This window comes from Sciscionella sediminilitoris (assembly GCF_000737195.2).
Classification (GTDB): Bacteria; Actinomycetota; Actinomycetes; order Mycobacteriales; family Pseudonocardiaceae; genus Sciscionella; species Sciscionella sediminilitoris.
The window spans coordinates 66,086-85,178 of sequence record NZ_JALM01000081.1 but is presented as its reverse complement, the minus strand read 5'-3'; the positions used below and the strand labels follow the sequence as shown (position 1 = coordinate 85,178).

Below are 19,093 nucleotides of genomic sequence, written 5' to 3'. Positions count from 1 at the left end.
AATGTTACTCGTTCTGTGGTGACTGCCCGGCACACCGCCGATCCGCGGTGTGCGTCTGACCGACATGCGTTCGTGACCGGTAACAGGCAGGGAGGGCTGATGTCCGTACAACGAGGTACCCGATCGGCGGCCGAACGGCATCCGGTCGATCAAGTCCCACCGCCATGGCAACTGCTCGCCGCCGGCGTGCAACACGTGGCCGCGATGTATGCGGGGGTGGTGGCCCCACCACTGATCATCGGTGCGGCGGTCGGCCTTTCCGCACTCGAACTGAGCCTGCTGATCGGGGCCAGCCTGTTCACCGCGGGGATCGCCACCATGCTGCAGTCGCTGGGCGTCTGGCGCATCGGCTCCCGGCTGCCGCTGGTCAACGGTGTCTCGTTCGCGACCGTCGCGCCGGTGCTGGCGATCGCGAAACAACACGGTGCTCAGCAGGCCCTGCCGATCGTCTACGGCGCGACGCTGATCGGCGGTGTGTTCGTGGTGCTCGCGGCACCGTATTTCGGCAAGCTCACCAGGCTGTTTCCCACCGTGGTCAGCGGAACCGTGATCACCCTGATCGGGCTCTCCCTCTTTCCGGTCTCCATCGGGTGGATCAGCGGGAGCAACGAGAACGCGCCCGATTACGGTGCCCCGCGCAACATCCTGCTCGCCGCGTGCACCTTGCTGATCGTGCTGGTGTGCAACCGCTTCCTGCGCGGTTTCGCGCAACGCATCTCGCTGCTGATCGGCCTTGCCGCGGGCACCCTGCTCGCCTGGCCACTCGGCGCGGTGGACGCGAGTTCGCTGGCCCAGGCGCCGGTGTTCAGTCTGGTCACCCCCTTGCATTTCGGTGCACCACAGTTCGATGTGGCCGCGATCGTCTCGATGCTGATCGTGATGCTCACGGTGATGACCGAGAGCACCGCGGACATGGTGGCCCTCGGCGAGGTGGTGGACCGGCCGACGGGTGAGCAGACCATCGCGGCCGGGCTGCGCGCCGATGGCCTCGCCACCGCGGTGAGTGCGGTGTTCGGCGGGATGGCGTGTTCGGCGTTCGCGCAGAACATCGGATTGATCGCGCTGACCAAGATCGCGAGCAGGTACGTGGTCGCGGTGAGCGGGGTGATCCTGCTGCTGCTCGGGCTCTTCCCGGTCGCCGGTGGGGTGGTCGCACTGGTGCCGCATCCGGTGCTCGGTGGTGCCGGTATCGCGCTGTTCGGTTCGGTCGCCGTCAGCGGTGTGAAAACCCTCGCCTCGGCGGATCTGACCGTGCCGGGCAATGTGCTGATCGTGGCCACCTCGATCGGGATCGGGCTGATTCCCATTGTGGCGCCCGGGTTTTACCACCGTTTCCCGCCCGTGGTGCAGACGGTCCTCGGCTCGGGGATCTGCGCGGGGGCCGTGGTGGCCGTATTGCTGAATCTGTTGCTGCGCGGCGGGAAGCAGCGAGATCCGGTCACGGAGGGCTGAGCGGGCGGGCGCCGCGCAGGAACTGTGCCACCGCCGTCTCCACGAGCTCGTCGAGCAGCTCCCCGGCGATCATGTCCCCGTTGATCATCGTGGTGAGGCCGTGGACGGTCGCGTACAGGACGAGGCCGATCTGTTCGGGATCGCCCGGCGCCAAGGCACCGTCCGCCTGCCCTTGTTCGATCAGTCCGATCAGCAGCCCGAACACCCTTCCCGCCGCCTCGGCGATCCGGGGCGCGTCCCGCCGGTGCTTGCTGGTGTACATCAGCTCGAGCAGTGCGGCATTGTCCGTGGCGAAGTGGGCGTAGGCGGTGACACCCGCGCGCACCCGCGCGGGGAACTCGTCCGCTGCTTCGGCGAGGGCGGAGCCCAGGATGTCGGCCAGGCGCAGGAAACCGTTCTCGGCGAGCGTGTCCAGCAAGGTCTGACGGTCCGCGAAATGCCGGCGTGGTGCGGCATGGCTGACGCCGATCTCCCTGGCGAGGTCGCGGAGGGAGAGCTGGTCGGCGCCGTGCTCGCGCAGCCCGCGTTCGGCCGCGTCGAGCAGCGCGGTACGGAGGTTCCCGTGGTGATACGAGCGCGGTTCGGCTTCGGGCACGGCGCCGAGCATAGCCGCGAGCACCGCGATCCCGGGCAACAGCTACGCCGGGGAAGCGGCGATCAGCAGATCGACCACATAGGTCTCGTCCACCAGCTCATCGGGGAAGATCGCACGCAGCCGCTTGCGTTCCGCGGCGAGAAAGGCCCGGTTCGCCGCCGGTTCGAGCACCAGGAATGCCGACCGGCTGCCGAGGTTGGCCAGATGCGTGTCGAGCGGAACCGTTCGCTGCCAACGAATGTGGCTGCGCCTCACGCGCAGCCCGGTCAGGCCCGCGAGCCGGACGGCCTCGCCGTCGTCCGGGCGCACCGCCGATCGTGCGGGCACCCCGCAGTGGTGTGCGATCCGCTCGTGCTGGGCGCGGATCCACGGCACGTCGAAAGCCGTGGTGTTCCACCAGATCGCGAGCGCGCCGCCCGATCGCAGCACCCGTAAGGCTTCCGGGACAGAACGTGCCGTATCGGTCCACTGCCAGGACTGCGCATAGGTGATCAGCTCCCGCGAGGAATCGGCGAGGGGGAGCGAATTCCCGTCGCCGCGGACGATCGGCACATCCGGAAGGGCCCGGCGGAACTCGGCGGCCATCGCCTCCCCGGGCTCCACGGCGATCAGGTCGGCGCCCCGCTGACACAGGAGAGCCGAGGCGATCCCGGTGCCCGCGCCGACATCGGCCACGCACACGCCCGCCAGCGGCCGGTTCAGGAACTCCTCGATGCCCGCGAAGAGCGCGGCCGGATACGTCGGACGGTTCGCGTCGTACTGGGCGGCGGCGAGGTTGAACGAATGAGCGCGTGAGCTCGCAGTCATCCTCTCATCATGCGGGTGTTCGGTTCGGTGTGGAAACCGAGGTTCCGATAGAACGGCACCAGATCATCTCCCGCGACAAGCAGCGTGTTGCGCGTGCCGTTCTGGCTTGCCCAATCGTGCAACCGCCAGACCATGCGGCGCCCCAGTCCGGTTCCCTGATGTTCGGGTGCGACGACGACGTCGACGAGGAGAAGGTAGAGGGTGGCGTCGCCGACCAGGCGCGCCATGGCGACCGTTTCCGTGCGGTAGTTGCCGATGACCGCAGCGATCGTGGAGGCCAGGGCGGTCCGGCACGCGGGCATGGGCGGCTGGGACCAGCCGACGCTGGCCCGAAGCCGCCGGTATTCCTGGGCGGAAGGGCAGCCGTCGCGCACGTCGTACATGGCTTCGGGGTCACCGGGCCCGCGGTGCTGTGTTGTTCGCCGCCAGATCGGCGAGCGCGTCGAGCAGCACCGTGACCTGAAGTTCCGGATCGAACGCGCGCTGAACGCCGAGGCCGATGCCGAGCGCGAGCAGGCGGGTGGCCACATCCTCGGCGGGCGCGGGCAGCGTGATTCCGAAGGTCTCGGCCTGGCCCCGGAGCAGTTCGGTGAGCATCGTCGTGATGGTCCGGCGTCGCTGGGCGAGGGCGACTCGCACTTCCTCGATGTGCCGGGTGCTGGTGGCGAATTCGACCTCGAGCGCGGTCCAGCCGACGTCGCCGATGTTGGTCTCGGCCCAGCGGCCGAAGGCGGCGAGCCTGTCCTCGAAGGTGTCCGCGCCGACCAGCAGGGTGGCCACGGCGGCGATCCGTTCGTGCTGCACGGCTTCGAGAACGGCGAGGCCGAGTTCGTGTTTGGTGGCGAAGTTGGAGTAGACGGCGCCTTTGCTGTATCCGGCGGCTTCGGCGACCTGGCCGAGTGAGGTCGCGTTGTAGCCGCTGTCCAGGAAGAGGTCTTTGGCGGTTTCGACCAGACGCGCGCGAGTCTGCTCCTGCGTCTCTTTTCTGGTCAGCCGGGCCATGGACACACCGTAACAGTTGGGATACCGTCAACTTTCAAATACCGATGGTTTTTGAATGAGGTGGACGATGAGCGCACCGCGGCGCGGACTCGCGATCGGTTGTGGCGGTACCTTGGGGTTCGCCTGGACCGCGGTCCTGCTTGGCGCCGTGCAGGAGGCTCTCGGCTGGGACCCGCGCACGGCCGAGGTACTGATCGGCACCTCGGCGGGCTCGGAGCTGGTGGCGGCCCTCGGTGCGGGCCGGACTCCGGCAGATCTGCTCGCCGCGCTGGACGGCAACCCGCACGCCGACCCGGTGCTGAGCGCGCATGTCAACCGAGGGCCGGGCCCGGTTCCGCCGCGCCCGGCCCTCGGTTTCCCCGGCGGCGGCCTGTTCGGCATGGGGGTGTGCGCCCGGCAGCCGTACACCGCCGCGGCGGGACTGCTGCCGCTCGGGCGCGGCGATGCGAGCTGGCTGCGCGCCTACGGTGCTGCCCTCGCCGAGCCGGACGGCTGGACCGCGCACCAGCGGACCTGGATCGTGGCCGCGGACGCCGGAACCGGCGAGCGGGTCGCGTTCGGCAGCCCCGATGCCCCACGGGCGGGGCTCGGTGAGGCGATCGCGGCCTCCTGGGGGATCCCCGGCTGGTTCCCGCCGGTGGAGATCGCCGGTCGCCGGTACCTCGACGGCGGCTCGGTCTCCTCGGTCTCGGCCGATCTGCTGCTACCGCTCGCGCTCGACGAGGTGATCGTGCTGGCGCCGATGACCTCCCGTGGTGGCGCGCGGGCGCGCGGACTCTCCCGCGTCGAGCGGATTCTCCGTGCCCAGATGACCAGGGGACTGGATCGCGAGGTCGCGCGGCTCGAGGCGGCCGGAACGCGGGTGATCCGGATCGAGCCCGCGGCGGCGGACCTCGCGGCGATGGGTGCCAACTTCATGCGGGCGCGCCGCCGCGCGATCACGCTCGCGACCGCGCGGCGCACCGCGGCGGACACCGTCGCGGCGGCCATCGGGCACGGCGAACGTCCAGGAACAGGAACCCGACCGAACTGAGGAGTCGTTGGTATGAACCGGTATCCCACGATCGAACTCGATGGTGCACTGGTCGCGGTGACGGGTGCGGCGCGCGGCATCGGTCTGGCCACCGCCCGGGCCTTCGCCGAGCGGGGCGCCTCGGTGGCACTCGGCGACCTGGACCACGAACTGGCCCGTGCCGCCGCCGATGAGCTCGGCCCGCGTGCCTCGGCGCATCGGCTGGACGTCACCGACCGGTCCTCGGTGCGGGATTTCCTTGCCGAGGCGCGGGAATCGCACCAGGCGCCGCTGGCCGTACTGGTGAACAACGCCGGGGTGATGCCGAACGGGGCGTTTCTCGAACAGTCGGACGCGGTCGACGAACTGACCATGAACGTGAACGTGTACGGGGTCATCTACGGAATGCGCGCGGCCGCACCGGGAATGATCGAACGCGGACGCGGGCACATCGTGAACGTCTGCTCGCTGGCGGGAAAATTCCCGGTCAAGGGTCTCGCCGTGTACAACGCGAGCAAGTTCGCCGCGGTCGGGCTCAGCGCGGCGGTCCGGCTGGAACTCGAGAACACCGGGGTGAGCGTGAGTGCGGTCCTGCCGAGCGCGGTCAAGACCGAGCTGTCCTCCGGGATCGACTACGGCCCCCTGCCCGCGGTCGAACCGGAGGACATCGCGGCCGCCGTGGTGCGATCGGTCGGCAGCCGCAAAGCCGAGATCGCTGTTCCCGGTTATGTCGGCGCCGCGCAGGTGCTCTCCACACTCGTTCCGGAAACCGTGATGCGTGCCGTGCGTACCGCCGTCCGGGACGACCGGGCCATCACGGCCGTGGACACCGAGGTGCGCAGTAGCTATCTCGATCGCATCCGCAAGGGCTGATCACCTTGGCATTACCGGGATTCCGGACTCAGCTCCTTCGAAGTCCCGCTGGCCGCACCGGTGTCCGGCCGGTCCCGGAGCCGGCGAATCCGGCTCACCGCGAGGATCGCCAGCAGACACGGCACGATCCCACAGGCGAACAGCACCGAGTAGTTGGTGCCCTCGGGGGAGGCAACGGCCAGTAGCAGCGGGCCGTAGAGCGGAACCAGCGAACTCGGCAACGTCAGCGCGATGTTCACCACGCCCATCTCCCGCGCCGCCTCGTCGTCCGCGGAAAGAAGTTCGGCGGGCAGCCCGAAATGGCCGCAGTAGTATCCGCCGCAGCCGAGCCCGGTGATCGCCGCGCCCAGGTAGAGCCCGGGCATGCTGCGGAACGCCACGATGGTGAACAGCCCGATGGCCAGCAGCAGGCCCGCGAACACCATCGTCTGTTTGCGGCCGCCGAGGCGATCGTTGAGCCAGCCCGCGAGCAGACTGGTCGGAACCGCGAGGCCGTAGGTGATCAGGTTCACCAGGAACGCCACGTGCGGCACCTCGGCGGCCGCGATACCGAGCCCATCGGAGAGGAAGTAGACGAGATAGGTGGAAAGCGTCCCGGTCCCGATGGACAGCAGGAAGATCACCAGGCAGGCCCAGGCGAAGTCCGGATTGCGGCGCGGCCGGACGGCGAAGGTCCGGGCCAGATCGCGCAGTGCCAGCGGCGCCCGGTTCTCCTTGGCGAGGCGCCGGTCGTGCAGCACCGAGCACAGCACGAACACCATGATCGGAGCGGGCAGGGCGGGGAGCACGAACATCCAGAACGGCGGAAGCGCGGAAACCGCCTGTGCGACAAAGCTTCCGAGTACCAGGGAGACGGGGAAACAGATCCCCATCAGCCCACTGACGAGGCCCCGCCGACGCGCCGGGATCTGGTCCGGGAGCAGGGCGACGACGGCGGTGAGGGTGGCGTTGTAGAACGTCTGGGTGATGCACCAGCCGAGCACCACCATGGCCACGGTCGAGGCGAAGGCGACCATGATCAGTCCCGCGGTCCCGGCGAGCACCCCGATGACCAGCCACGGTTTGCGCATTCCGAACCGGGAGGCGGTGCGGTCGCTGAGCTGACCGAACACGGGGTTGGCGATGACCGCGCACAGTGCGCCGAGGCCGAGCGCGAGCGCCAGTCCGCCGACCTTGCCCTGTGGGTCGATCTGCCCGATGCGCAGGGCGACGGTGAGGTTCGCCGGGGTGATGATGGCGAGATAACAGGCGAACAGGGTCGCGATGTAGGCGACCACGAACCCGGTTCCGGGGTGCCGTGTGGACTGTCCGCCAGTGCCCGTGTGCGTCATTGCTTTCTCCCGGGGAAGGATCGATAACGCGTGGCACACAAGGAAATGCGGGCCACGCGGACGCCGCCGCACGGCGACGCTTCCGGCTTTCCCGGGCGTGAGACAAGAAGAATAGTCCGGTGCGCGGCGCGCTGTGTCAAGTCCGGGAGCCGGAAAGCGATCCGATGCCGCCGGGAGAAAGGGTGTGTTCCACCGCGGCCACGATCCCGCCGGCCACACCGGCGAACCGGCCGAGCTTGCTGTGGGTGAGCACCAGATTCCGGGTCGCCAGGGGGAGCGCGCGACGGTAGACGACGCTGCGGATCCCGGCCAGCACATCGTCCCCGGAGGCCGTGATCAACCCGCCGAGCGTGATCGTGCGCGGATTGTAGGAGTGCACCAGCATCGCCACGACCTCGCCGATGGTCTCGGCGGCCGCGCGGATACCGCGCACCACGGTTGGTTCACCGTCGCGCAGCGCCTGCGCCAGATCCTCGATGCTGTGCAGCGCGGGTTGTTCCGGCTGCACCGAGCGCAATACGGCTCCGGCGGAGGCCACGGCTTCCACACAGCCGACGTTCCCGCACTGGCAGACCGTGTCGTCCGCACCGGGAACCCGGACATGCCCGATATCGCCTGCCGCACCGTCGGAGCCGCGGTGGATGCGCCCGTCGGCGAGCACCAGGCCGCCGCCGATTCCGGTGCCGATCTTGAGGAACAGCAGCGGACCGGCATCGGCCGGGCGGGACCGCGCCTCACCCAATGCCATCAGGTTCACGTCGTTGTCCACGAGTACCGCACAGGACAGGCGTTCGCCCATCACCTGGCCCACCGGGAACCGGTCCCAGCCGGGCATGATCGGCGGCCGCACCGGGGATCCGGTCTGCGCGTCGACCGGTCCGGGCAAGCCCATGGCCAGCGCGCTGAGCTCCGCGCGGTCGATACCGAGTTCGCCGAGCAGATCGGTGATCAGCTCGGTGAGCCGGTCCAGTGCCGGTTCCGGCCCCTGCGCCAGATCGAGGGTGATCTGCCGCTCGGCGAGGACGGCCTGGGTGGTGTCCGCGACGGCCAGCCGGCTGGTGTGCACCCCGAGATCCGCGGCGACCACGATGCCCGCGCGTGCGGCGAGGCCGAGGCGTTGCGCGGGCCTGCCCCGGCCGTTGTGCTCGGTGGCACCCAGTTCGACGAGACCGGAGCGCAGCAGCGCGTCGAGATGCCCGTTGAGGGTCGAGCGGGCGAGCCCGGTCGCGCGCAGCAGGGCCACGCGGGTGTTCGCCGAGCCGGAGGCGATCAGCCGGAGCAGTTGACTGCGGATCCGGTCCTCGGCGTGCGCCGGTGAGGTGTCCGGATGGGAGAGTCGCAGGGGGGTCCAGTCGGTCATGGTCCCCGACTGTAGACCAATAATGACGGGATTAAAGACTGAAGATGGCTTTATTTTTGCCTTGAACCGTCAAAAGTCCGAGGGTTAACGTTCCGGTACGACGGAACTGGGCGTGAGACACCCACTCGTCTCGGCACCTGGAAGGAGCTCGATGGAAGAGCGGATTCCCCGGCAGAACGGATCCGGCGGCGCCCGGCCGCGGGGTGCGGCCGTGCTTGGCGCGGGCATGATCGCCGCCGTGCACCGCAGGGCCGCGCTGTTGGCGGGCGCGGAGGTGACCGGAGTGCTTGCCTCGAACCCGGAACGATCCCTTGAGGCCGCCCGGCAGTGGCGGACGACCGGATACCGGGACATCGAAGAGGTTCTCGCCGACGAACGCGTGGACGTGGTGCACATCTGCACCCCGAACGCGAGCCATGCCGAATACGCCGAAGCCGCACTGCGCGCGGGAAAGCACGTGGTGTGCGAGAAACCGCTCGGGGTGAGCCCGGCGCAGGCGCAGCGGATGGCCGAGCTCGCCGCGAGCACCGGACTGGTGGCCACGGTGCCGTTCGTCTACCGGTATCACCCCATCGTCCGGGAACTGCGCGCCCGGTTGCGGGGCGGTGAGCTCGGGGACCGGCTGCTGTTGATCCACGGCAGCTATCTGCAGGACTGGATGCTCTCCCCGGATGCCTCCAGCTGGCGGGTGTTCCCGGAAAGCGGCGGCCCCTCCCGTGCCTTCGCCGATATCGGCTCGCACTGGTGCGATCTGGTCGAGTGGATCACCGGGGACCCGTTCACCGAACTGACCTCCGCGACCTCGGTCGCCGTTGCGGACCGGCCGGGCACCGGCGGCCCGAGTTTCGGGGTGGCGGGATCCGGAACGCGATCCCGGGTGCACACCGAGGATTCCGCCGCGCTGCTGCTGCGCACCGAAAGCGGGGTACTCGCCTCGGCCACCATCTCGCAGGTGGCCGCGGGCCGGAAGAACCGGCTGTGGTTCGAGCTCGACGGTTCCACGGGCAGCGCGGTCTTCGATCAGGAAGCCCCGGAGAGCATCTGGCTCGGCGGGCCGGAGGAATCCCGGATCGTGGTGCGGGACAACGGATCCGGCTCGGCCGAACAACGCAGACTCTCGCACCTGCCTGCCGGGCACGCGCAGGGATACGCGCAGTGCTTCGAGAACTTCGTCGCGGACACCTACGCGGCCATCGACGGCGCCACCCCGGAAGGCTTGCCGGGCTTCGCCGATGGACTGCGTTCGGCGCGAGTGGTGGACGCGGTACTGCGCTCGGTACACGAGGGCGCGTGGACGAAGGTGGAACGATGAAACTCGGAATGCTCACCGCCTGCCTTCCGGAATGGGATCTGGACCGGATCGCAGCCTGGGCAAGCGAAGCCGGTTACGAAGCGCTCGAAGTCGCCTGCTGGCCCGGCACCGGTGGCCGGGACTTCGAGGCCGCACATCTGCCCGTCGCGGAGTTCGGCCCGGAACAGGCCGAACGCACCCGCGCGCTGTGCGAGCGCCATGGACTGGGCATTTCCGCCCTGGCCTACTACGAGAACAACCTGCACCCCGATCCCGTGCGCCGCGACGAGATCCACGCCCATCTGCGGCACACTATCGACGCCGCGCAGGCGATCGGGCTGGACCTCGTCGGCACCTTCATCGGCCGCGACCCGGGCCGCTCGGTGCGGGAGAACCAGGCCGAGGCCGAGGCCGTGTTCGGAGAACTCGTGGAGTACGCGGGTGAACGCGGTGTTCGGCTGATGGTGGAGAACTGCGTCATGGAGGGCTGGCATCCGGACGGGTATCCCGGCAATATCGCCTATTCGCCCGAGCTGTGGGAATGGATGTTCGGACTGGGGCTCTATCTGAACTGGGATCCCTCGCACCTGACGTGGATCGGCATCGATCCGGTGGAGACCATCGCGCCCTATGCCGACCGCATTCCGCACGCGCAGGCCAAGGATGTGGAACTCGATCCGCGCGCCCGGCAGCGGTACGGCTTCTTCGGCAAGGTCGGCAAGTCCGATCCCTGGGAGACCGGCTGGTGGCGCTACCGGGTGCCCGGGCTCGGCCAGGTGGACTGGGACCGGGTGGTGGACCGGCTCGCCGAACACGGCTTCACCGGAACCCTTTCGGTGGAGCACGAAGACCCGGTATGGGGCGGCACTTCCGGGCGCGTCACCCGTGGCCTGGAGATCGCCCACCGCAGGCTGCGCCCGCTCGTGCTCGCCGATCCGGAGGTACCGGCGTGACCACCGAACAATTCGATGTGCTGCTGGTCGGCGGCGGGCTGATGGGGGCTGCGGTGGCCAGCGAGCTGCGCGCCGCCGACCCCGGAATGCGCATCCTGATCGCCGACGGGGGACCGGTGATCGGTGCGGTGCCCGGCCAGCATCTGCACGACGTGGCCGAGCCGGAGATCTGGGAACGGTACAACCACCGGGTCGCTTCCGGGGTGCAGGGTTTCTACACCGGTGTCGAGCCGAGCCCGTCGGTCGGGGAGAGCGTGGCCGACGCGGAACCCGGGATGTATCACCTGAGTTCGCTCGGCGAGTCCGCCGATGACATGCCCGCCGCCTCGCTGGCGTGGAACGCGGGTGGCATGGGGGTGCACTGGACTGCGGCCACACCGAGCCCGTGGGGCGCCGAGATCCCGGATTTCCTGGACGCCGCCGAATGGCGCGGTGATCTGGCGCGGGCCGCCGAACTCCTCCGGGTCAACCCGCTGCCGTTCCCGCCGACCGTCGCGGGCCGGGCCATGGCGGACGCGGTCGGGGCGGTGTTCGCCGGTGCGGACGCCCCGGAGCGGGGTATCCAGCCGATGCCGATGGCGGCCAACCCCGACACCGCGGGCGTGCTGCGCCGCACCGCACCCAATGTCATCTTTGCGCCGATCGCCGATCCCGCACGCGATCCGCGGTGCACGCTGCGGACCGGAATGCGGGTGACCCGGCTGCTGCACGCGGATGGCCGGGTGCACGGTGCCCGGCTCGAGGATGTGCGCAGCGGTGCGATACGAACGGTCCACGCCGCGGCGACCGTGGTGTGCGCGGATACCATCCGCAGTCCGCAGTTGCTGTTCGCCTCGGGGATCCGGCCGCCCGCGCTCGGCCGTTACCTCAACGAGCACGCCTTCCTCACCGGGCGGGTCCTCGCCGATCCGGAACGGCTCGGATTCGATCTGGCGAGCCTGCCCGTCCAGGCCGAGGGCGAAACCATGCTCGAGCACTACTGGCAGCCGCACAGCGGTACACGCCAGCCTTTCCAATTCCAGATCAGCACCCAGGTGCGCACGGCCGAGGACGGAACACATCTGGCCTATCAGGTCGGTCTCGGTGTGTACATCCCCACCGAACTGCGCGCCGAGAACCGGCTGGAGTTCAGCGAGCAGGAGACCGATGCCACCGGGATGCCGCGGATCACGGTCCGATTCTCCTGGAACGAAAGCGATCGGGCACGGATCGAGCAGGGCCGTAAGGTGCAGCGCGAGGTCGCCGAAGCCCTCGGCCCCTTCGATCCGGAAACCGAATCCGCGCTGCTGGATCCCGGATGTTCGCTGCACTTCACCGGAACCATGCGGATGGGCACCGGAGAGGACGGGACCAGCGTCTGCGATCCGGGCTGCCGGGTGTGGGGATTCGAGAACCTGTTCGCCGCAGGCAACGGAGTGGTCCCGACCGCGCTGGTGTGCAATTCCACCCTGACCGGGATGACGACCGCGGTACGCGCCGCCCGGTCGGTGCTGGCCCGGCTCGGCTGACCCGATCCGATCGATTCGCGAGGAGTTTCCCATGACGCTCGACCGTTCCCAGTTCGCCATCAACACCCTGCAGTGGACCGATCTGGCCAGCGGGTGGGAATTCGCCGACCCGGCATTCCTGGCCAAGCAACCGCGCGTGCTGCGTGAGGTCGCCGAATCCGGTTTTACCGCGGTGATGCTCGAAGTGCTGCCCACCCAGACCATCAGCGCCTACCGCACACTCATCGGAGAGAGCGGACTGCGCGTCGCACCCGGCTATCTCTCGGTGCCGCTGCCCGAGGAACACGGCGTCACCTTGGCTCCGGGATCGGCCGAGGAATTCCGCTGGTTCGACGGGATTCGCTGGGGCGCCGACGAGACACTGCTGCTCGGACTCGACACCGTGTTCCTCTCCGCGGAGATGGTCACCGGCGGTGGTATGCCGCGGTTCGACGTCGCCGCGGGGGTCGGGCACGGCTTCGACGCCGGACGGCTCGAGCGGTTCACCGAGACGATCGGGCGTGCCGCCGAAATCCTGACCGCCGAAGGAGTGCGGCCCGCCTTCCACAACCACGTGGGATCCTGGATCGAAACCCAAGAGGAAGTCGAACACGTCCTCGACGCCATCCCGGACACGGTGCTCGGCGCCGGATTCGACCTCGGGCACCTGTACTGGGCCGGTGCCGATGTGCCCGGCATGATGCGCCGATACCGCGACCGGATCGCCGGACTGCACATCAAAGACCTCGACACCGCGCGGGTGGCCGAACTGCGGGCCGAACCCTTGCCCTACTTCGCTTCCACCGGGAACGGATTCTTCCTCGAGCCCGGACTCGGCGGAGTGCCCCTGCTCGACCACCTCCGCGAACTGCCGGAGAACTTCGACGGGTGGATCATCGTGGAGGTCGACCAGCCCTCCATCGAACCGCTCGCCAGCGCCAAGGCCAGCTGGCGGTGGGTGACGGAGAACTTCCCGTCGAATTGACGAGTAGTTGTTTTCGGAAGATTTGGTTAGCTGGTTTCGAACAGTGCGGCCTGGTCGTCGGGCTTAGGGGTTTTCGTTGCTGATTTGGGAACCGGAAGAATCCCAGCTGATGTCAGGTCTTCGGTCGTGATCAAGGGGCCTGCCAGAATCTTGGTCAGCAACTTGTCCTGCTTAGGCGCGAGGGCTACGCATCGCCCCACCACATTGAGGAGCTCGAGTAGTTCAGTGGTCATGGCGGGCGTCCATATAGTGGCGACGATGTCGTCGAGCGGTGAGGAGTGGGATCCGCCAGGGTTCTTCTTCCGGTAGCCGAACCAGTGTTTGATAACTGGCATCCCGGAAACCTCGAAGGCCATGACTTCGGGACTAACTGGCGCGATGATACCGTCGCCGATGTGGAGGGACCGGTTCGATTCGTTGTAGCGAAACCTGTCGGGCATTCGATCCGGTGTATCCGGTATGCCCACCTGTACGGTCGGCCGGTCTGCTGTTGCCTTCATTCGAGGCACGGAAGCTGGACGGTCGGCAGCTGGGTCGACACAGCGTTCCCCGTACGTGTGGAGCCAGAGTACTTCCCGCCCCAAAGCGACCGCTGTGCGCCAGGACGGCCCTCTCTTCGTGAGCGGGATCCTTATTCCAGGTTGTCTTAGCTCATGGGCGAACCGACGTGTGAACCCCTGATGCGCGGTGACAGCGGCGATATATGCCACGAGGTCCTCGGCGCTGACCGCACATTTGAGGTGTTGGGATAGAAATTCGAGCAGTCCAGGGCTGATGTTGGCGGAGCTGGCCGCAGCGTCTCGGTACAGGGGTAGAACACGGCCGCCACGGCCCGAATGGCTATGCATATCCGGGATCAGGGATGAGAAGATCAAAGCGGGACCCGCACTGATCGGGTGCGCGTGTTGTTCTACGACGAAAATTTGCTGGTCGGATTGTGTATACCACAACGGCGGGCGTGGTCGATCATGGAGCCGGAAATCGGGGATCGACCACTTGCGATCAAAGGATCTGTGTGTCGTGCGACATAAGGTGGGACATGGCCCGGTCTCTGCTGCAATGGTGCCGATATGATCGGCCATTCCTGGTATGTGTGCTTTTTCGGAGCCTATTTGACTGTCCCGTGTTTCCTTCAGCATTTCGGCCTTTTCGGATCTTGGGGACCGGATCAGTGTGGCCCATCGTTCGAGGAGCGTCTCTGGTTCGGGCGCGTAGACCCACGTTCGGTTTGGTTTCAAACCCGGAACAGCCCATGGCATGAGGTCGGGGAGAGACGGCATGGAGACCCACATTTCGGATCCGCTTTGATCGAACGGTGCCTGCCAACCGTCTGCGCATCGCTGCCATCGAACGTCGTTGATCGTCAGCAGCTTGAGCGTCTCAATCTTCTCGCTCACTGTTCCTGCAGCGGATGAACGGTGCACTCGTGCTGGGGCCTCCGGATTGGGCCCGCCCCGCCGGATGAACACTGCGAGGCAAATGGGCTGCTGGTTGGCCCGAAAGAATCTGGTGTTCATCGGAGGCTGATGCCCTTCCGGGGTGAGATCGATGATCCATCCCTCGTCGGCCGTGCGGCGAAGGTACTCACGCATCCCGGCAAATCCTGGCCCGGCGAGAAAACCTGCGGAGCAAACGAAGGCGACTACCCCTGATGGGTGCCCAGGATGGGCGTCGAATGCCTTCCACGTGGCCCATCTCCAGAAGTAGACGTACTTGTTCGACAGCACGTACTCATGGCGCCCGTTCCCGGCCTTGCGAAAGGCTTTCAGTCCCGGAGCGTCCTTGCCGGAGCCCGAATTCTCGATCCAAGGCGCTGTGCCGGCCGCCTTGTCAGCGTATGGTGGATTGCCAAGTACCACCATGACCGGCTCTTCGCGTTTGACCTGATTCGCGCCGCGCCGGGATTTGTTGATCGCCTCGTACATGGTTCCCAGCGGCAGCGCCTGTACGTCAGGGTCGTCCAGGGTGTCCGCGAGAAACCTGCGCTCACTGTGTGGTACCTCCGAGCGGTGGCGTCTTTTCAGTAGACTGTGCACCCGTAGTTCGGCGATCGCGTACGGGGCAGCCTGGTTCTCGAAGCCGATCAACCGTCCCGCCAGTTCTCGAAGGTGCGGTGCGACCGCACCAGGGCCTTCATCGGCAGCGATGGTCGTGGCGACCGCGTTGATGACTTCGGCGAGAAAGCTTCCGGTCCCCATGGCCGGATCGACCACGATCACGTCGCGATCGGCGAACCCGAGTCGGCGGCCGAGCTTCTTCCGGAGTACTTCATCCACGAAGCGAGTCATGAACGACACCAGTTCAGCTGGGGTGTAGTAGACACCGCTTCTGCGACGTAGTGCCGGATCGTAGTTGTCGAGGAAGCTCTCGTAGAGCATCGAGTAAGAATCGTCGGGGAATGCTGCCCAATCGACGACGCTCACGACTCTGAGCATTGTCGTGAGCGCGATGCTCAGCTCGTGCTCCTGCTGGTCGGTGAGTATGGTGAGCGCTCGCCCCATCAGTGAATGCTTCTTGCCGAGCAAGCGGGCTATTTCACCAATGGAACGTCCTTGGAAGCTTACGCCTTCCACTCGGGCCAACAGTAGAGCGAAGGTGACTGTCTGCGCGTACTGGTCGGCAAACTGTTCGTCGGTGAGGTTAGGGAAGAGAAGCTGGCGCCAGTCCATTGCCAGGGCGCTGAAGGTCTGCTGCTGGGAACGGCCGGTACGTTCCCGGTCCAACTCGGCGGCAACGTCGTCACGCAGGAGTCGGCAGAGGTTCGACGTCAGACGTATCAGATCCTCGAGCGAGCGAGGCTGTTCTGGTTCCCAAAGAAGGAAGTCGGTTATGACACGAGCGAAAACGCGATTCGGCGCACGCAGCTTCTCGCCTGCGTGGTCGAGCCCTGGTGTCAACCGGGCGACCTCACCCTGCAATTTCCCGAACTTGAAGCGTGCGAACTGCTCGCCGTCGGTGTAGAGAACATTCGGGAGCAGCTTGAACTTCTCCCACTGCTCTTTGTCATGTGCTGAGGGACTTGACCAGGTGTCGGGAACACCATGTCCGGGCTTCTTCAACTCGACGTAACCGATGCGCGCGCTAGCCACGTCTACGGCGTAGTCCGGGCGAAGCGCCAGTTCAGGCAGACGAGCTTCACCGATCATGGTGATGGGAAGCCCGATGCTGTTCGCAATCGCGGCGAGCATCTTCTCGAAGGGACCGCGCAAGTGATCCTCGTGGGAACCGTGGCCTGTGATCAGCTTCCGAGTGACGGCACGACCGAAGTCGGAAACAGCGAAGTTGAGGTCCGGTGCACCATTCGTCCTTGCGACGCGCTTGCTTCGATGCATGCTAGCCCCTTGTCTTTATGGCAGCTCTTTCTCGAAGAAACCTGGTTACAAAAGGAATGTCAGCGGCTGAATGGGTGATTGCAGGCAGATTTAGATAGCAAAAGACATTCACAGTTGACTTTCTTTACTCTTGTATCGCGTGTGAGCCCATGAGATCTCCACTGTGATCCGCAAACTGCATGGTCATCGAGCGAGCTCTGGAGATGACGGCTATGGGTGCTGCGATTATCGAACCATCGGTGTACGGGCCGCATCGAGGTCCGCCTCAGGTGTTTTCGAGGGCTCTCCAGCGGCTGTTTGAGTTAACCAATATGGTCCGAATGGACCAGGCAGTATGTCACCTATTGCAGTAACTGAGGTGGACTTTCCGGTCGAAATCAGTGACCGGACGGTACAATTCAGTTATTCTGGCCCGGGGAGGTGGTAGGTAACGGCTGGGTGAGCGGTCCCGCCATACGATGACCGGAGCCACTCGACGTCGGAGAACTCCAGCAGGCCGACTGGACCCGGCGGTTGTGGGAAGGTGCTCTGGTCCCGCAACTGCTGCCCGCTTTGCCGTCCGCGAAGCGGGCAATGGTCTCCCGTTTCCGTGCGGCCGTATTTCGGTGATGCTTCTGGCTCTGCGTGATCGTCCGGACCGTCAGGCCGAGCGCGCACACGATCTGTGACGTCGCGTTCCGGGGGAGTGCAGCGCCGCGCACCTACGGGCCGCTTGTGGAACATCGGATAGATACACCGTAGCTTGGCGCCGCTACGCCGTCCCCTCGCTCCCCGGTTTCTGCCAGATCGCCCGGTCCTGCAACAACTCGATCTGGCGTTCGGTCACCTCGCGGCGGAATTCCTCGTGATGCGGCGGTTTCCGGTTCAGATAGCGGTTCTTCGGGTAGATCGGGCGCTCGTAGATCAGCTGGCCGAGTTCGGCGCGGATGTCCTTGGCCCAGTTGCTGATCTGCGCGTTGGCCCGGTGACTGCGCAGGGCCTCGATGTCGACGACCCCGCTGACGAAGGTGGAACCGCTGGTGTCGAACTGTTTCCCGACGATCTGGCCGCGGTGGTTCACGATCATCGAGTGCCCGCCGCCGGCGTCGATCGGTTGGGGGCTCTCCGGATAGAGGTGGTAGCCGCCGATGTTCGGGGCGACCACGTACATGTTGTTCTCCAGGGCGCGGGCGCGGTTGGAGACCTCGAAGACGTCGTTCTCGGTGAACGGCACCGGCAGTGATCCGCGGTAGACGACCTCGGCTCCGTTGAGTGCCAGTCCGCGCCCGTTCTCCGGATAACAGCCCTCCATCGCCATCATCACCCCGAGCCTGCCGATCGGGGTGTCGGCGACCGGCCAGAACGCGTCCAGGGTGCGGCCGTACCGTTCGACCCACCAGTCGAACAGGTCGTGCGGGGAGACCGAACGCTCCACCGGAAGGAGCGCGTTCAGTTTGTAGTGCCGCAGCAGGATGTCGCCTTCGGGACCGATGACGAGGCCGAGGTTGAAGAACAGATCCGGCCATTCCGGGTGCCGCGCTTTGGCCTGCGCCAGGATGTACACGTTCCAGGTACGGGCGAGTTCGCCGAGCCGGTCGGTCTCCGGTCCGGGAACGTCGATCGCGCAGTGGTGCGCGTATTCGGTGTGGTCGAGGTCCAGGATCTCGTCGTTGAATCCCTGCAGCGCCCCTTCCGGGATCGCGAGCAGGCGGACCGGGATGTCCAGATTGGACAGCCAGAACGCGGCCTTGGTCAGGCTTTCCAGGTGTTCGAGGTTCTTCTCGATATCCGAACGGGTGCGGATGCCCCAGAAGGTGGGAATCAACCCGACAGCGTTGTACGGCTCCATCCGTGCTCCTCGTTCTCGGTGCTGAGCTGCTGTGCCATCCAGGTTTCGATCCGGGCCGCGAGTGCCTGCCAGCCCGGATCGAGTGTGACGCCGTGACCGGCCCCCGGCAATTCCGCGTAATCCGCGCCGATTCCGTGCGCCAGCTCGCGCACCCGTGGCGCGGGGGTGAGCAGATCGCGTTCCGCGCCGACCACGAAGGTGGGGACCTGCAGCGCCGAGGTGTCCACCTCGAGGGTCCAGCGGGTTGCCTCCCAGACGGCGCGCGGTGATTCCGGTTGCAGGCGGCGGAAATATTCCGCGGCGAGGCGGTCGCCGGTCCCGGAATAGAACAGTTCCCGCGCGGTTTCCGGGGGCGGCGGTCCCCACGGCCGGTCCGGATCCACCTCCAGCTCGACGGGTTCGCCGCCGTAGCCGCTCGGCAGCACCGGGGTGAGCAGCACGAGCCCGGTCAGCCAGGCGCCGGATGAACAGGCGTGGTTCAGCGCGGCGAAGCCACCCATGCTGTGCCCGATCAGGATCGGTGCCGGACCGGCGGCGCGCACCGCGGCGGCCACATCCCCGGTCACCTCGCGCAGGCCACGATGCAGCCATTCCGGGGTGTTCCGGTGACCCGGCTCCTGGTCGTGGTGTGCCCAGTCCACGGCGAGGGAACTCCAGCCGCGGTCGGCGAACCAGCGTTGCCAGTGTGTCCACTGCCAGGAACCGTGACAGCCACCGTGTACGAACACGAGCCTCGGGCGGCCCGCGTCCAGGGCGGTGATGCTCGGACCGTGCGCGTTCACCAT

16 protein-coding genes are annotated in these 19,093 nt (G+C 66.9%); 7 read left to right on the top strand and 9 right to left on the bottom strand.

Annotation, left to right across the window (positions count from 1 at the left end; genetic code table 11):
• The first annotated feature begins 99 nt into the window (after positions 1-99).
• Complete coding sequence (locus AD72_RS27685; protein ID WP_031469551.1) at positions 100-1,452, top strand: nucleobase:cation symporter-2 family protein; 1,353 nt, start codon at positions 100-102, stop codon at positions 1,450-1,452.
• Here the strand turns inward: AD72_RS27685 and AD72_RS27680 are convergent.
• From AD72_RS27680 to AD72_RS27665, 4 genes are read right to left on the bottom strand one after another with little or no spacing between them, the layout of a single operon-like run.
• Complete coding sequence (locus tag AD72_RS27680) at positions 1,439-2,047, bottom strand: TetR/AcrR family transcriptional regulator (protein WP_037347564.1); 609 nt, start codon at positions 2,045-2,047, stop codon at positions 1,439-1,441. The genes AD72_RS27685 and AD72_RS27680 overlap by 14 nt on opposite strands.
• A gap of 42 nt (positions 2,048-2,089) precedes the next feature.
• Positions 2,090-2,854, bottom strand: a complete 765-nt coding sequence (locus AD72_RS27675; RefSeq protein WP_031469549.1) for a class I SAM-dependent methyltransferase — start codon at positions 2,852-2,854, stop codon at positions 2,090-2,092.
• Positions 2,851-3,237 (bottom strand): GNAT family N-acetyltransferase, encoded by a 387-nt coding sequence (locus AD72_RS27670; RefSeq protein WP_231644992.1) that lies wholly within the window; start codon positions 3,235-3,237, stop codon positions 2,851-2,853. The genes AD72_RS27675 and AD72_RS27670 overlap by 4 nt, the downstream gene beginning before the upstream one ends.
• A gap of 10 nt (positions 3,238-3,247) precedes the next feature.
• Positions 3,248-3,856: a TetR/AcrR family transcriptional regulator gene (locus tag AD72_RS27665; protein ID WP_031469547.1), complete on the bottom strand. Its 609-nt coding sequence runs from the start codon at positions 3,854-3,856 to the stop codon at positions 3,248-3,250.
• 67 nt (positions 3,857-3,923) lie between these two features.
• Between AD72_RS27665 and AD72_RS27660 the strand changes: the two genes are divergently transcribed.
• Positions 3,924-4,889, top strand: coding sequence for a patatin-like phospholipase family protein (locus tag AD72_RS27660; RefSeq protein ID WP_051899086.1), 966 nt, complete (start codon positions 3,924-3,926; stop codon positions 4,887-4,889).
• 12 nt (positions 4,890-4,901) lie between these two features.
• Complete coding sequence (locus tag AD72_RS27655) at positions 4,902-5,741, top strand: SDR family oxidoreductase (protein WP_031469545.1); 840 nt, start codon at positions 4,902-4,904, stop codon at positions 5,739-5,741.
• Positions 5,742-5,752: 11 nt separating this feature from the next.
• On the opposite strand, the gene AD72_RS27650 is transcribed toward AD72_RS27655, so the two are convergent.
• On the bottom strand, positions 5,753-7,072 hold the full coding sequence (locus tag AD72_RS27650; RefSeq protein ID WP_051899085.1) for an MFS transporter: 1,320 nt from the start codon (positions 7,070-7,072) through the stop codon (positions 5,753-5,755).
• A 136-nt stretch (positions 7,073-7,208) separates the two neighbouring features.
• Positions 7,209-8,432 (bottom strand): ROK family transcriptional regulator, encoded by a 1,224-nt coding sequence (locus AD72_RS27645; RefSeq protein WP_031469543.1) that lies wholly within the window; start codon positions 8,430-8,432, stop codon positions 7,209-7,211.
• 151 nt (positions 8,433-8,583) lie between these two features.
• Here AD72_RS27645 and AD72_RS27640 point away from each other — a divergent pair, with 151 nt between their 5' ends.
• The 4 genes from AD72_RS27640 to AD72_RS27625 are packed head-to-tail and all read left to right on the top strand — an operon-like array spanning position 8,584 to position 13,148.
• Positions 8,584-9,744 (top strand): Gfo/Idh/MocA family protein, encoded by a 1,161-nt coding sequence (locus tag AD72_RS27640; protein ID WP_051899084.1) that lies wholly within the window; start codon positions 8,584-8,586, stop codon positions 9,742-9,744.
• On the top strand, positions 9,741-10,676 hold the full coding sequence (locus AD72_RS27635) for a sugar phosphate isomerase/epimerase family protein (protein ID WP_031469541.1): 936 nt from the start codon (positions 9,741-9,743) through the stop codon (positions 10,674-10,676). The genes AD72_RS27640 and AD72_RS27635 overlap by 4 nt, the downstream gene beginning before the upstream one ends.
• Positions 10,673-12,184: a GMC oxidoreductase gene (locus AD72_RS27630; RefSeq protein WP_031469540.1), complete on the top strand. Its 1,512-nt coding sequence runs from the start codon at positions 10,673-10,675 to the stop codon at positions 12,182-12,184. The genes AD72_RS27635 and AD72_RS27630 overlap by 4 nt, the downstream gene beginning before the upstream one ends.
• A gap of 31 nt (positions 12,185-12,215) precedes the next feature.
• Positions 12,216-13,148 (top strand): sugar phosphate isomerase/epimerase family protein, encoded by a 933-nt coding sequence (locus tag AD72_RS27625; protein ID WP_051899083.1) that lies wholly within the window; start codon positions 12,216-12,218, stop codon positions 13,146-13,148.
• Positions 13,149-13,174: 26 nt separating this feature from the next.
• Here the strand turns inward: AD72_RS27625 and AD72_RS27620 are convergent, their stop codons facing one another.
• The 3 genes from AD72_RS27620 to AD72_RS27610 all read right to left on the bottom strand — a co-directional run bounded on the left by AD72_RS27620 (position 13,175) and on the right by AD72_RS27610 (position 19,093).
• Positions 13,175-16,480, bottom strand: a complete 3,306-nt coding sequence (locus tag AD72_RS27620; RefSeq protein ID WP_037347527.1) for a type ISP restriction/modification enzyme — start codon at positions 16,478-16,480, stop codon at positions 13,175-13,177.
• 751 nt (positions 16,481-17,231) lie between these two features.
• Positions 17,232-18,308, bottom strand: a complete 1,077-nt coding sequence (locus tag AD72_RS27615; protein WP_031469537.1) for a nitrilase-related carbon-nitrogen hydrolase — start codon at positions 18,306-18,308, stop codon at positions 17,232-17,234.
• Entirely contained in the window at positions 18,281-19,093 is an 813-nt protein-coding gene (locus AD72_RS27610) for an alpha/beta hydrolase (protein ID WP_031469536.1), read from the bottom strand. The genes AD72_RS27615 and AD72_RS27610 overlap by 28 nt, the downstream gene beginning before the upstream one ends.